The organism is Amycolatopsis sp. NPDC098790 (assembly GCF_044759945.1).
Lineage (GTDB): Bacteria > Actinomycetota > Actinomycetes > Mycobacteriales > Pseudonocardiaceae > Amycolatopsis.
This window is the reverse complement of sequence record NZ_JBIWAI010000002.1, coordinates 758,771-772,421: the sequence shown is the minus strand read 5'-3', so window position 1 is coordinate 772,421 and position 13,651 is coordinate 758,771. Positions and strand designations below refer to the sequence as shown.

Genomic DNA, 13,651 nt, shown 5'->3' with positions numbered 1-13,651 from the left:
GGCGGCAGTGCGCCACACGGGAATCCAAAATTCGTACAACGCCCGTACTAATCGGCCAGCGACAGCACCGTCCGCGCCTGCTCCACCATGGCGACGTCGAGGAACGTCCCGTCCGGCAACGCGATCGCGCCGACCCCGGCGGCCGTCGCGCCGGCGACCCGCGCGATCACCTCACGGGCACGCGAAACCTCCTCACGCGTCGGCAGGAACGCCGCCCGGATCGTGTCCAGCTGGACCGGGTGGATCGCAGTGCGACCGCGGAAGCCGAGCGCGCGGCCGGCCCGGCACGACGCCGCGAGCCCGTCGAGGTCGCGGACGTTCGCGTAGGCGGACATCGCGGGCGGCGCGAGCCGGGCCGCCCGGGCCGCGACGATCACCCGGCTGCGCGCCCACGTCAGCCCGGCGTCGTCGGCCACGCCGAGGTCGGACCGCAGATCGGCCTCGCCGAGCCCGATCGACGCGATCCGCGGCGACGCCGTCGCGATCGCCAGCGCCCGTTCGACGCCGAGCGCCGACTCGATCAGCGGGTGCAGTGCCCGGCCCGGCAGCACGGCTTCGACCGCCAGGACCTCCTCCGGTGTCTCGACCTTCGGCAGCCGCACGCCGACCGGGAGCGGCAGGCGCGCGACCGCGTCGAGGTCGGCGTCGTGCCACGGCGTGCTCGGGTGGTTGACGCGCACCTGCACCGGCCGGGACACCTCGGCCAGCAGCTTCACGGCGTTGGCCCGCGCTTCGTCCTTGCGGGCCGGGGCGACCGCGTCCTCGAGGTCCACGAGCACGACGTCGGCGGCCGATTCGAGGGCCTTCGCCACCCGGTCCGGGCGGTCGGCCGGCGTGTAGAGGAACGTCAGCGGCGGGCTCACACCGCACCCCGCTCGCGCAGTTCGGCGACGCGTTCCGGGGAGAACCCCAGCTCCTCCAGGACGGCGTCGGTGTCGGCGCCGTGCGGACGGCCGGTGTGGCCGATGACCCCGTCGTGGCCGGACAGCCGGAACAGCGGCCCCTGCATCAGCATCGGGCCGAGGTCGGCGTCCTCGATCTCGTGGATCGTGCCGAGCGCCCGGAACTGCGGGTCCGCGACGATGTCGGCGGCGTCGTAGATCGGCGCGACCGCCGCCTGCGCCTCCTCGAACGCGGCCACGACGTCGTCGCGCGTCCGCTGCCCGATCCACTTGCCGACGGCTTCGTCGAGTTCGTCGGCGTGCCGGGCCCGCTCGGCCCCGCTGGCGAACCACGGCTCGTCCACCAGGTCCGGGCGGCCGACCATCCGGACCACGCGTTCGGCGATCGACTGGGCCGACGTCGACACCGCGACCCACTGGCCGTCGGCGGTCCGGTAGGTGTTGCGCGGCGCGTTGTTGGTCGACCGGTTGCCGGTGCGCGGCTGGACGGTGCGCAGCTGGTCCCAGCGCGTGATCTGCGGGCCGAGCATGGCCAGCATCGGCTCGATGATGGCGGTGTCGACGACCTGGCCGCGTCCGGTGTTCGCCCGCGCGGCCAGCGCGACCATGATCGCGTAGGCCGTGGCCAGCGACGCGACGCCGTCGGCGAGCCCGAACGGCGGCAGCGTCGGCGGCCCGTCCGGCTCCCCGGTGGTGGCCGCGAACCCGCTCATCGCTTCGGCGAGCGTGCCGAAGCCGGGCCGGGACCGGTACGGGCCGAGCTGCCCGAACCCGGTGACGCGGGCGAGCACGAGCTTCGGGTTCCGGCTCGCCAGCTCGTCGTAGCCGAGGCCCCAGCGTTCGAGGGTGCCCGGGCGGAAGTTCTCGATCACGACGTCGGCCGTGGCGGCCAGCGCGAGGAACACCTCGCGGCCGCCGCCGCTGCCGAGGTCGGCGGTCACCGTGCGCTTGTTGCGGCCCAGCGTCTTCCACCACAGGTTGACGCCGTCCTTCGCGGCGCCGTGGGTGCGCGACGGGTCGGGCTTGCGCGGGTGTTCGACCTTGACGACGTCGGCGCCCATGTCGCCCAGGTGCATCGCGGCCATCGGGCCGGCGAAGAGCGTGGACGCGTCGACTACGCGCAGCCCGGCCAGCGCCCCGGCCGAGGGGTCACGGGAGACGGTCATGACGGCACCTCCCACGCGCAGCGGAAGCCGACCGTCGCGCTCCGCGCGAGTCCCAGGCCGGGCAGGAGGAGCTTCACGGTGTAGTCCGGGTCCTTGACGCCGCCTTCGACGTACCACTCGGAGCCTTCGGCGCGGTAGTCGCTGCCGCCCTTGAGCATCACGAAGCGCGTGCGGCCGTCGGAGTGTTCGCTTTCGGTCCAGTTCCAGACAACGGGAGTGCCGCGGCGGAGCTTGTCCCCCGCCAGCTGCCATTCGTCTTCCGTGGGCAGGCGGCCGCCGCGCCACGCGCAGTACGCGCGGGCGTCGTCGAGGTCGACGTGGGTGGCGGGTTCGTCCGGACCGCCCTTCGGGGTCCAGTCGTGGCCGGTGGCGGCCGCGAACTCCGCGAACTGCGCGTTGGTCACCTCGGTGGCCGCCACGGCCACTGCGGTGGTCAGTTCGCCTTCGCGCTGCAGGGTGCGGGCGTCGTGCAGGCGCGGTGGCAGCGGTTTCCATTCGTCCACATAGGGCGCTCCCTGGTACATGCCGGTCTCGCGGGCGCGGTAGCGGACGGTCAGCACGTACGGTCCTTGGGGGACTGTGATGACGTCGCCGTCGGGCTTTCCGGTAGTCCTTTGTGGACCTATCCGGGTGGCGAGCCGGTGCGGGAAGCGGGCGTCCGGGTTGTAGGGCAGGTCGGGGAGGTCCGGGTGCCACCCGTCGACGGTGGCACCGATGCCCCGGGCCGGCACCCCACCCAGGAGGTCGGTGCCGGGCAGCGGGCCGTGGTAGTCGGTGTCGCCGCGGTTGACGAGAGTCCACAGTGTCCGGCCGTCCAGCTCCCACTTGGACGCGTACACACCCGCGGCTTCCGCTTCGGCCGGCAGTTCGGCGAGGGGTGTCCACTCGCCGTCGAGGAGCAGATCCTTCGCCGCGCGCTGGAGCGTGACCATCCGGCGGACGGTCGCGGCGTCGCGCGGCGACCAGCCGACCCACACCCCGAAGACGACCTCCCAGACCATGACGCCGACGCCGTTGAGCCACGCGGACTGGAGTTCCTCGCTGTGGTCGCGGTGCCAGCGGCGGACGTGGTGCTGCATGTGGCGGCGCTCGTACCAGTGGGCGCGCAGGACACCGGGCACGGGCGAGTCGGCGAAGAACTGGGCCCACGACGCGGTGTGGTCCTCGATGCGCTCGACCGGGAGCTTGGACTCGCCTTCGAGGACGATGCCGGGCCGGGCGGCTTCGAGGCGGTCGACGAAGTCCGGCTCGGCCTTCTTGAGCGTGTCGAGGAAGACGCCGTCCGCCTCCAGGTCCTTGACGAGGGCAGCCAGCTCGGTCAGGTCGTCTTCGCCGCGGCGGGTGCCGACGTCCCAGGGGTTGTAGTCGACGAAGACGTGCAGGCCCTCGTCGTGCAGGGTCGCGATGAGGTCGGTGAGCCCGGGGACGTCGCGGTAGAAGTCCCACTGGTTGCGGTCGTCGAGGCCGATCACCGGGTAGGCGTGCCAGAGCACGACGGCGTCAAGGCCGCCGAAGCGGTCGCGGGCGTCGGCGAGGAAGCGGTCCGGGGTGAACACGCGGTTCTCGAAGGAGTAGAGGAGTTCGTCCCAGAGCCAGACCTGGGCGACGGTGTAGCAGGTCGTGGCCCAAGCCGACTGTGGACGGTCGTAGGCCGCGCCGGTGTAGCCGTGCCGGCTTCGGGCGTCCTCGCGCCATTCACGGAGTTTCGCGCGCCACGCCGGGCGGTCCGCGGCGTCGGCGGGTGCGGCGAAGATCTTGGCGTCGTCCAGTTCGGACAGTGGGCCGCCGACCTCGGTGGGCCGGTCGATCGGCCGCGGGACGAGCGGGTCGAACTGGTAGGTCATGACGTCTTCCCCGCGACCTCGGCTTCGGTGGGAACGGCGGCTTGGGCACCGGGCCGGGTGACGGCGAGCGCCCCGGCCGCCGTGGCGCGTCTGGCGGCCCCGGGGAGGTCTTCGCCGCGGGCCAGCGCGGCCGCGAGCACACCGCAGAAGGTGTCGCCGGCACCGGTGGTGTCGACGACGTCGACGCGGACGCCGGGGATGCGCACGGGGTCGCGATCCTTTTGCAGGACAACACACCCTTCGCCGCCGAGGGTGACGACGACGGCGGGTACGCGTTCGAGCAGCCTCTCGGGCTCGCCGGCGAGGTCGGCGGCTTCGTGCTCGTTGACCACGAGCAGATCGAGGACTTCCCAGAGCGAGTCGGGGAGGTCCCGCGACGGCGCGGCGTTGAGGACCATCAGGGCTCCGGTTTTCCTGGCCGCGGCGGCCGCGGCCACCACGTCGAGCGGAATTTCCAGCTGGGCGAGCACGACCTCGGCCTCGGCGATCCGCTCGGCCTGCGCGGCACCGATCTTGACGTGCTCGTTCGCACCGGGGGCGACGACGATGGCGTTTTCGCCGTCGGGAGCGACGGTGATGAAGGCGGTGCCGGTGGGTGCGTCGGCCCGTTCGACGAGATCGGTCCGGACGCCGGCGCCGCCGAGGGAGACGAGCAGGAGATCGGCACCTTCGTCTTCGCCGAGTGCGCCGACGAAGGTGGTATCGGCACCCCCGGCGAGCGCGGCGGCGACGGCCTGGTTGGCGCCTTTGCCGCCAGGGCTGCGGCGGAGCCGGTCGCCGAGGATGGTTTCCCCGGCTCTGGGTGGGCGAGGCACATCGACGGCGAGGTCGACATTGGCCGATCCGACAACGACAACCCGCCCGACGGCAGTGGGGTCGGCACCCTCCGGAGCGCCGGGTGCGGTCCGGTCTTCGGGTACTGGCCGGCCGGTCATCGTGCACCCTCCGCGAGCGCCGCCGTGCGGGCCGCCAAGTCCGCGATCCGCCTCTCCCCGCCCGGCAACGAAGTCGCGATCCGGCCGTCGAGCGGCTTGGCCCAGTACTCGTCCACTCCGCTCACCGCGCCGACCACTCCCCCGACCGTCGCGGCCGCGGAGTCCGTGTCCCAGCCCGCCGTCACCGCGATCGAAACACTCCGCCCGAACTCCCCGCCACCCGCGGCGAGCGCGTAAGCGATCACCGCCGCGTTGTTCAGCACGTGCACCCAATGCAGGTGCCCGTAAGCCTCGTGCAACCGATCGAGTCCATCAGCGACATCCCCCGACGTAGCCGCCGAGCGTCCGAAGTGGACCGCCGTCGCCAACTCACAACCGACCGGCAGCACCGTCGAAGCCGCGTCCAGCACCTCGTCCACCGTGTCGCACACCATCGCCGCCGACGCCAGAGCCGCCGCCCACATTGCGCCGTACACCCCGTTGCGCGTGTGGCTCAACCGCGCGTCCGTCCACGCCAGACGCGCCGCCGAAACCACGTCACCCGGCGACACCCAGCCGAACACGTCCGCGCGGATCAACGCACCGATCCACTCCCGGAACGGGTTCCGGAACGTCGCGGTGTCCGGCCTCGCGTCGAGCAAGTTCCGGTACGCCGCCCGCTCCGCCGTGAACACCCGCCCGGCCGGCAGGTTGTCCAGCCACAGCTGCCCGACGTCCTCCGTCGTGAACGCGCGGCCGTGCGTCTCCAGCAACGACAACGCGAGCATCGGGTAGTTGAGGTCGTCGTCCTCGGGCATCCCGTCGATGTTCTCTTCCAGGGACGTCGGCGCCGAGCGGCGGTTCCACGGCCACTTCGAAGCGACCTCGGACGGCAACCCGACCGCCGTGAACCACCCGGTCAACGGCCAGCGGCCGGTCGCCCGCAGGATCTCCTCGATGCCCTCCCGCGGGATCTTCTCCACCGGCTTGCCGAGCAGGCAGCCCGCGGCCCGGCCGGTCCACGCCGCCAGTTCCCGCCCTCGGGACCCGCGAGGCAGCGACGCCGCGGGCGGCAGCGAGAGCGAGTCCCACGAAGGGTCGGCGGGCGGGGCGTCCAGCGAGTCCAGCAACTCCCGCGCGAGGGACCGCAGCGAAGGCATCGCGGGCCCCGCTCCGCTCACCGCAGGCGTCGGCGAACCTCCCGCCGCGATCCACCGGTCCCGCACCGCCGTGACGTCCCGGCCCTCCGCGGCCGACTGCACCAGCTCGTGCGGGAGCAGGTCCTCCGGCTGGGCCCAGGTCAGCCTCACGCCGTCCCCTCCAGGAACTCCGCCCGGGCCGCGGCCCGCTCGCGGTCGGCCTTCAGGATGTCCGTCGCCGCCGAAGCCAGCAGGTGCCCGGTCTCCCGCAGGTCCATCCGGCTGGCGTCGCCGATCTCGTCGACCCACTCCGCGGGCACGACCGCCGTCCCGCCGAGGCCGGCGCACACCGCGCCCGCCATCACCGCGATCGAGTCGGCGTCCCGGCCGTAGTTGACGGCGGCGAGCACCGCGCCCCGGAAGTCGCCCCGGTGCGCGAGGACGAACGCCAGCGCGGCCGGCAGCTCCTCGATGGACTTGGTCCGCGACGGGCGCCGGGCGTCCATCGACATCTCCCGGTAGTGCGGCCCGACCGAGTCGAACGGCGCGACGGTCTCGCGGACGAGAGCCGCCAGCGCGCGTTCTTCCCCGTCGGTGGCCGGGGGAACGGACCGGCCACCGAACGTCTCCACGACCGCGCGCAACGCCGCCGCGGTCCCGTCGTGGGCCACGTCCAGCGCGGCCTTGACGACGTCGTCGAGCGACGCACCCGGGACGACCGCGGCCGCCACCATCGCGGCCAGCACACCCGCCGCCTCGCGGCCGTAGCTGGACTGGTGCGCGCCGGTGAGGTCGATCGCCTCGGCGTACGCCGCCCGCGGGTCACCCGCGTTGACGACCCCCACCGGGGCGACGTACATCGCCGCGCCGCAGTTGACCACGTTGCCCACCCCGGCTTCGCGCGGGTCGACGTGTCCGTAGTGGAGTCTCGCGACGATCCACTTCTCCGCCAGGAAGACCCGCTGCAGCAGCAACGCGGTCGACTCCAGCTCCGGCACCCAGCGCGGCTCGCCGATCATCAGCGGCACCAGGTCTTCGGCCATCGCGTACGCGTCGAGGTGCGCGCGGCGCTTCGCGTACACCTCGACGAGCGCCCGCGTCATGAGGGTGTCGTCGGTGATGTGCCCGTCGCCCTTGTGGTACGGCGCGATGGGCCGCGCCGTCCGCCAGTCGGGGTACCACGGCCCGACGACACCGGTCACCCGGCCGCCGTGCCGCTCTTCGATCTGCTCCGGGGTCCACCCTTCGGTGGCGCCGCCGAGGGCGTCCCCGACGGCCGCACCGGTGATCACCGCGACGGCCCGGTCTTCCAGCCAGCTCAAGAATCCGCTCCTGTCATTTGCTGACGCTCTTCCAGCCGTCTTCGAGCTGCTTCGCGAGGCCGGCGGCGTCGATCTTCTGGCCGAGGAACTGCTGGTACGCCGGGGTCGCGACGGTGTCCTTCCACTGCGCGTACTTGCCGGCGAACAAGTAGGGGGCCGAGGTCAGGTACTCCCCCGACGCGAGGATTTCCTTCCAGCCGTTCTTCCCGCCGAGCTTGGTGGTCAGCGCCTGCCGCGCGGACGTCGTCGGCGGGATCAGCGCGTCGGCCTCGTTGATCGCGGCGAGGTTTTCGGTGCCGGTGAAGAAGTCGACGAACTCGGCGGCTTCCTTGACGTGCCCGGAGTCCTTGTTGACCGACAGCGTCTGCGGGTTCGCGGCCTGCGCCGGCCCGGCCGAGCCGGCCAGCGGCGGCAGCACGACCCAGTCGAAGCCCTTCGGCGCGTCCTTCGCGATGTTGGCCGCCTGGTAGGAACCCTGCACGGTCATCGCGATCTGGCCCGCGTAGAACGGCGCGAGCGCCTTGGTGCCGGACTGCGTCAGCGTGACCGGGAGGATCGAGTGGTCCTGGTGCGCCATGGCGTCGACGAGCTGCGGCAGCGCCTGCTCGCCCTGGCCGACGCTGAGCTGCGCCTTGTCGCCGGTGCCGTCGAAGTACTTCCCGCCGAACCCGGGCGCCAGCGCGACGAACGCCGCCGTCGGGCTCGACAGGCCCCAGCCGAGGCCGAACTTGCCGTCCTTCGTGGTCGCCTTCGCGATGTCGCGCAGCTGGTCCCAGGACATCGTGGCGCCGGTCGGGATCGTGACACCGGCCTGCTGCAGCTGGGTCTTGTTCGCGAAGACCACATAGGACTGCAGCTCGGTCGGGACGGCGATCACCTTGCCGTCGACGGTCACCGAGTCCAGGACGCCCTTCGGGATGTCCGCGCGCTTCTGCTCCGGCAGGTACTGCGACAGGTCCGCGAGGTAGCCGTCGGTCGCGAAGGGCGCGATCCCGGCCGCCTCGTAGTGCACGATGTCCGGCGCGGTGCCCGCGTTGAACTGGGTGATCAGCTTGTCGTAGACGCCGTCCCAGCCCGCCTGGACGATATTGACCTGCACGTCCGGGTGCGCCTTGTTCCAGTCGCCCACGATCTTCTGCGTCGCGGCGATGGCGGCGGGCTGGTCCGAAAGGGACTGGAAGGTGAGGGTGACGGGCCCGTTCCCGCTGTCCCCGCTTCCGCTGCTCCCGCAGGCGGCGAGCAGCAGGCCGGCGACCGTCAGTGCGGCGGCGGCGATCATGCGTCGTGTCTTCATCGACCGACCTTTCGAGTGTTCCTTGGTGGGGTTCATCCCTTCACCGCCCCGGCCATCAGGCCGCTGGTGAGCTTCCGGCGCAGGATGCCGAAGAAGACGATGCTGGGGACGGCGGCGAGCACGGCGCCCGCGGCGAGCGGGCCGAGGGCGACCTTGCCCTCACCGCCGACGAACATGTTGAGCGTGATGGGCAGCGTGTAGTTCTCCGGCGACTGCAACAGCACGAGCGCGAAGAAGAACTCGTTCCACGACGAGACGAAGCTGAACATCGCGGTCGCGACGACACCCGGCATGAGCAGCGGGAACACGATGGTGCGCAGCACGGTCAGCCGGCTCGCGCCGTCCATCGCGCCCGCTTCTTCGAGTTCCACCGGGATCGCGGAGACGTACCCCTGCAGCATCCAGAGCGCGAACGGCAGCATGTACGTCGTGTGCACCAGCGTCAGGCCGGCGAGGTTGTCGGCCAGCCCGAGCGTCCGCAGGATCAGGAACAGCGGCAGGATGATCAGCACGACCGGGAACACCTGGCTGACCAGGATCCAGCCGACGCCGGCGGCGCGCACCTTCCCCTTGAGCCGCGCGAGGACGTAGGCCGCGGGCACGGCGATCACGACCGACAGCGCGGTGGAGGCGAGCGCGACGATCAGGCTGTTCGCCGCGGACCGGACCAGGCCCTGCTTGTTCAGCGCCTCGGTGTAGTTGTCCCAGTGCCACTCGCTCGGCAGCAGGCTGACCGTCAGCGAGTTCAGCTCGCCCGACGACTTGACCGACGCGGAAATCAGCCACAGCAACGGGAAACCGAGGAACAGGATGTACAGCGCGAGGGCGACGTACTGCGCCGGGCGCACGAGAACCCGCATCAGCGCCCCTTTCCGGTGGCGCGGTCGTCGCGGAACTGCGACCGCAGGTAGACGGCGAGGATGAGCACGACCACGACGACGAGCACCAGACCCATCGCGGCGGCGTAGCCGATTTCGCGGTTCTTGAAGGCTTCCAGGTAGATGAACAGCACCGGCACCATCGTCTTGCCGCCCGGCCCGCCCGCGGTGAGGACGTAGACCAACGAGAACGAGTTGAAGTTCCAGATGAAGTTCAGCGACGTGATCGACGTGACGATCGGGCGCAGGCTCGGCCAGGTCACCGCGGTGAACCGCCGCCACGCGCCCGCACCGTCGACCGACGCGGCTTCGTGCAGCTCGGCCGGGATCTGCTGCAGGCCGGCCAGGAGCGTCACCGTCGTCTGCGGCATGCCGACCCAGACCCCGACGACGATCACCGCGGGCAGCGCGACCGAGAAGTCGCCGAGCCAGTTGATGTCGTCGGGCAGGCCGACGCTGCCGAGGACGGCGTTGAGCGGGCCGCCGTTGGCCGAGTAGATCATCTGCCACATGATCGCCACGACGACCGGGGGCATCGCCCACGGCACGAGCGCGAGCACCCGCGTCAGGCCCTGCAGTTTCAGGCCGGAGTTGAGCAGCAGCGCGAGGCCCATCGCCGCGGCCAGCTGCAGCAGCGTGACGCCGACGGTCCAGATCATCCCGATCCGCAGCGAGTCCCAGAACAGGCTGTTGTCGGCCAGCTTCGTGAAGTTGTCGACGCCGGCGAAGCCGTAGTCCGGGTGGCGGACGAGCCGCGCGTCGGTGAAGGCGAGGAAGATCCCGACGACGAGCGGGGCGACGCTGAGCACGAGGATCGGGATCAGCGACGGCAGGACCAGCGCGATCGCCTCGCGCCGCCGCGTGCGGGCCAGCACGGGCTTCTTCTTCCCGGCCGGCGGCGCCGGGCGGGTCAGGGTCGCCGTCATCGCGCACCTCCGGTCGACTCGCGCACCATCAGTTCCGGGCCGACCGCGATCTGCTGCGCGTCGTGGCCCGGGTCGTCGGCGAGCTGCAGCATGATCCGCGCGGCCGCGCGGCCGCGTTCGGTCGAGCCGAGGGACACGCTGGTCAGGCTGGGCTGGAAGACCCGGCCGAGCTCGGTGTCGTCCATGCCGGTGATCGCGACGTCGCCGGGCACCGACCGGCCGGTTTCCCGCACCGCGCGGATGGCCCCGATGGCGAGCAGGTCGTTCGCGGCGACGACGGCGTCGAGGCGTTCGCGGGCCAGCAGCTTCCGCGCGGCTTCGAGCCCGGCGGTGACGGTGAAGTCGGCGGCGACCTCCTGGTCGACGCGCTCGAAGGCGGTTTCCCGGGTGGCGGCGTCGAACCCGCGCTGGCGGGCGGCGCCGGGGGTGGTGTCGAGCGGGCCGTTGAGGAACCCCACGCGACGGCGCCCGAGGGCGTGCAGGTGCCGGACGGCCGCGCCGATCCCGCCGGCGGAGTCCGTGGAGACGGAGCTGATGCCGCGGTCGTCCAGCGCCCGCCCGATCACCACGACCGGGACGGGGGCCTGCTGGATTTCCTCGATCAGCCGGTCGTCGGTGCGCAGCGGGCTGACGACCATGCCGTCGACGAAGCCGCTGTTGAGGCTGCGCACGAGCTCGGTGGTCGAGGTGGCGGTGTCCCCGGTGGACATGACGACGACCCGGTACCCGTGCGGCGCGAGGACTTCGTGGATGGCCCGCATCATTTCGACGTAGACGGGGTTCCCGATGTCGGCGACGGCGAAGGCGACCTGGAAGGTCTTCTTCAGCCGCAACGACCGCCCGATGGCATCGGCGCTGTAGCCGAGCTCGACGGCGGCGGCGCGGACGCGCTCGACCATGGCCGGGCTGGCCCCGGTCCCGTGCAGGGCGCGCGAGGTCGAGGCCAGGGAGACCCCGGCCCGCTCGGCGACCTGGAGCAGCGTGGCCCGTGTTGACGTCATCGGCTACCTCGGGGTGCGGGTTTGGAAACGTTTCCAAGTGCGGAAGACGGTGTTGGAAACGTTTCCAATCGGATTAATCCTGATAGTGGCACCCGGTTGGCGGATGTGTCAACACGGCACGGAGAGCGCGCAGATGGTTACTGCGGCGGGCGCGGGCGGGCTTGCGGCACGCGCGACACTCAGGCGGCAGGCTCCCGACTCGCAGGGCGGCAGCGCGCGGCCGGGCCGCGACTCACCGGCGCACACGGGCGCGGCGCGGATCGGCGCCGCCCGCGGCCTCTCCCGCATCCTGATACGGCTGGCCGCGGTGCCCGGTATGCCCCGATAGTGGTCGCGTGCTCACTTCCCGTGCCCCGCTCACCCTCCCCCGGGCCGACCGGACCGGGACGCGAGTGTCCTATCGGGACGCACTCGTCGCTCCCCTCGCCGGCTACCGGCCGCTGCTGCTGGACCTCGTCGTCCCGGCCACCGGTGGCAGCCACCCCGTGGTGGTCTACCTCTACGGCGGCGCGCCGGCGGCCGGGTCGCACAAGCACAGCCGACTGGGCGACCGGGTCACGGACCGGTTGGTGGCGGCCGGGTTCGCCGTCGCGCGGGCGCAGTACCGGCACGGGCGGGAGGCCCCGTTCCCCGCGCAGGTGCACGACGTCAAGGCCGCGGTCCGCTGGGTCCGCCACCACGCGGCCGAGCTGGAGCTCGACGCCGGCCGCGTGGCGGCGTGGGGACATTCGGCGGGTGGCTACCTCGCGGCCATGCTGGCGGTGACCGCCGACGATCCGGCCTTCGAAGGCGACCTCGGGATCACGGGCCCGTCGAGCCGGCTCGGCGCGGCGATCGCGTGGAGCGCGCCGACGGACTTCACGCGCATTCCGCCGCCACCGCCGGATTCGGTGTTGCACAGCAGCGGGCACGACCCGCACGACTGGTTCCCCGGCCCGACGGCGAGCCCGCTGCTGCACGCGTCGGCGACCGCGGCGCCGCTGTTGCTGGCCCACGGCACCGACGACGCCGGCATCCCGATCGCCCACAGCGAAGCACTGGTCGCCGCCTACTGGCGCGCGGGCGCCGACGCCGACCTGATCCGCCTCGACGGCGCGGGCCACTTCTACGGCGAACGAAAACTCGAACAGGTCACCGACGCCGGGATCGCCTTCCTGCGCAACCACTTGCGCGGCGCCTCGCCCACCGGATGAGCACTCAACCGACCACGTCGATGTCGAACGCCTCCGCGGCGCTGTACTCGAGGTCGGCCCACACCGCGCCCGGCAACGCGAAGCGGCGGTGGGACGTCAGCCGGTCGTCGTAGTTCGGGTCGGTCTTCGGGTTGTGGCCGACGCCCGTCCGGTCGGAGCCCCACGCGAAGATGTTGCCGACCCACATCGGCTTCGACACGCCGTCGCGGTTGATCCGGGGGCGGACGACGATGGCGGCGCCGGCGCTGCCGGACAGGTTCAGCCGCACGGTGTTCTGCCCGGCGTTGGGCGGGGTGACGGTGATGCGTTCCATGAGCTCCACTTCCGGTTCGGTGGTCAGCGACGCCGGCGAGTCCACGCCGGGCCAGTGGTCGGCCACGACGGAGATGTCGATGCCGGGCGCGACGTCGAGCAGGTACTGCGCGGCGATCGCGCCGGCGGGGATTTCGGGTTTGCCGGTGGCCGTGGCGATCCAGTACAGCGGCGGCTCGACGCCCTGGTCCTTGAACGCGGCCTTCACCTTCGGCCAGGTCGACCGGTTGCAGTAGATGACCGGGTGCGCGAACCCCGACCGGCGCCGCATCCGGGCCCAGCCCGGCGCCTCGGCGGGCGTGGCGTCGCCCGGCTCGACGTCGAGGACGTGCCCGTCGTTGGTCGACGCCTTCTTGACGATCTCCACCTTCAGCGCGTCCGGGAACAGGGCCCAGTCCGCGGCGGTCCACGGTGCGAGCTTGATCCGGTCGATGTACCCGGCCACGAGCACGGGCCGCCGGTCCTTCTTCAAGATGTTTCGCGCGGTGACCGCGTCGTACATGATACGCATCGGATCGCCTCGGAATCGTGGATCGGCGAATATCGGCGTATTCAGGATGTCCGAAAACGGAAAACGGCGCCAGGGCGATTGGGGCGCCTTTTCGGGCAGGATCTGCTTGCCCGAAAAGGCTTTCCGCGCGGCGGCCGGATCCGGAAACAACCGGACCGGCCACTTCGCCCGCTCATTCTCTCACAAATTCTTTACATGCCGCGGTCGCTATGGTCCACCGCGGAACAAATGGTGAGCGACCCGGCGCGC

12 protein-coding genes are annotated in these 13,651 nt (G+C 71.9%); 1 reads left to right on the top strand and 11 read right to left on the bottom strand.

Annotated elements, in window-relative coordinates; all coding sequences use genetic code 11:
- Nucleotides 1-47: 47 nt before the first annotated feature.
- Genes ACIQWX_RS17220 through ACIQWX_RS17175 form a run of 10 tightly spaced genes read right to left on the bottom strand, consistent with a single transcriptional unit; the run spans nt 48 to nt 11,386 of the window.
- A complete protein-coding gene (locus ACIQWX_RS17220; RefSeq protein ID WP_400871322.1) occupies nt 48-863 on the bottom strand; it encodes an HpcH/HpaI aldolase/citrate lyase family protein in 816 nt (271 codons plus the stop codon).
- Complete coding sequence (locus ACIQWX_RS17215) at nt 860-2,068, bottom strand: CaiB/BaiF CoA transferase family protein (protein WP_400871319.1); 1,209 nt, start codon at nt 2,066-2,068, stop codon at nt 860-862. Before ACIQWX_RS17215 ends, ACIQWX_RS17220 begins: the two co-directional genes overlap by 4 nt.
- The gene (locus tag ACIQWX_RS17210) at nt 2,065-3,912 is read right to left on the bottom strand and encodes a formylglycine-generating enzyme family protein (RefSeq protein WP_400871317.1); all 1,848 of its coding nucleotides are present in this window, start codon (nt 3,910-3,912) and stop codon (nt 2,065-2,067) included. Before ACIQWX_RS17210 ends, ACIQWX_RS17215 begins: the two co-directional genes overlap by 4 nt.
- Entirely contained in the window at nt 3,909-4,847 is a 939-nt protein-coding gene (locus ACIQWX_RS17205; protein WP_400871314.1) for a ribokinase, read from the bottom strand. The genes ACIQWX_RS17210 and ACIQWX_RS17205 overlap by 4 nt, the downstream gene beginning before the upstream one ends.
- Nucleotides 4,844-6,136 carry an ADP-ribosylglycohydrolase family protein gene (locus ACIQWX_RS17200; protein ID WP_400871311.1) on the bottom strand — a complete coding sequence of 431 codons (1,293 nt, stop codon included), beginning with the start codon at nt 6,134-6,136 and terminating at the stop codon, nt 4,844-4,846. Before ACIQWX_RS17200 ends, ACIQWX_RS17205 begins: the two co-directional genes overlap by 4 nt.
- Entirely contained in the window at nt 6,133-7,287 is a 1,155-nt protein-coding gene (locus ACIQWX_RS17195) for an ADP-ribosylglycohydrolase family protein (protein ID WP_400871308.1), read from the bottom strand. The genes ACIQWX_RS17200 and ACIQWX_RS17195 overlap by 4 nt, the downstream gene beginning before the upstream one ends.
- Before the next feature lie 13 nt (nt 7,288-7,300).
- The gene (locus ACIQWX_RS17190; protein ID WP_400871305.1) at nt 7,301-8,581 is read right to left on the bottom strand and encodes an ABC transporter substrate-binding protein; all 1,281 of its coding nucleotides are present in this window, start codon (nt 8,579-8,581) and stop codon (nt 7,301-7,303) included.
- Between the two features lie 32 nt (nt 8,582-8,613).
- On the bottom strand, nt 8,614-9,441 hold the full coding sequence (locus ACIQWX_RS17185; protein ID WP_400871302.1) for a carbohydrate ABC transporter permease: 828 nt from the start codon (nt 9,439-9,441) through the stop codon (nt 8,614-8,616).
- The gene (locus ACIQWX_RS17180) at nt 9,441-10,385 is read right to left on the bottom strand and encodes a carbohydrate ABC transporter permease (protein WP_400871299.1); all 945 of its coding nucleotides are present in this window, start codon (nt 10,383-10,385) and stop codon (nt 9,441-9,443) included. The genes ACIQWX_RS17185 and ACIQWX_RS17180 overlap by 1 nt, the downstream gene beginning before the upstream one ends.
- Nucleotides 10,382-11,386, bottom strand: a complete 1,005-nt coding sequence (locus tag ACIQWX_RS17175; protein WP_400871296.1) for a LacI family DNA-binding transcriptional regulator — start codon at nt 11,384-11,386, stop codon at nt 10,382-10,384. Before ACIQWX_RS17175 ends, ACIQWX_RS17180 begins: the two co-directional genes overlap by 4 nt.
- A gap of 335 nt (nt 11,387-11,721) precedes the next feature.
- Between ACIQWX_RS17175 and ACIQWX_RS17170 the strand changes: the two genes are divergently transcribed.
- Nucleotides 11,722-12,579, top strand: coding sequence for an alpha/beta hydrolase fold domain-containing protein (locus ACIQWX_RS17170; RefSeq protein WP_400871293.1), 858 nt, complete (start codon nt 11,722-11,724; stop codon nt 12,577-12,579).
- A 4-nt stretch (nt 12,580-12,583) separates the two neighbouring features.
- Here the strand turns inward: ACIQWX_RS17170 and ACIQWX_RS17165 are convergent, their stop codons facing one another.
- Nucleotides 12,584-13,402: a hypothetical protein gene (locus ACIQWX_RS17165; RefSeq protein ID WP_400871290.1), complete on the bottom strand. Its 819-nt coding sequence runs from the start codon at nt 13,400-13,402 to the stop codon at nt 12,584-12,586.
- Nucleotides 13,403-13,651 lie beyond the last annotated feature (249 nt).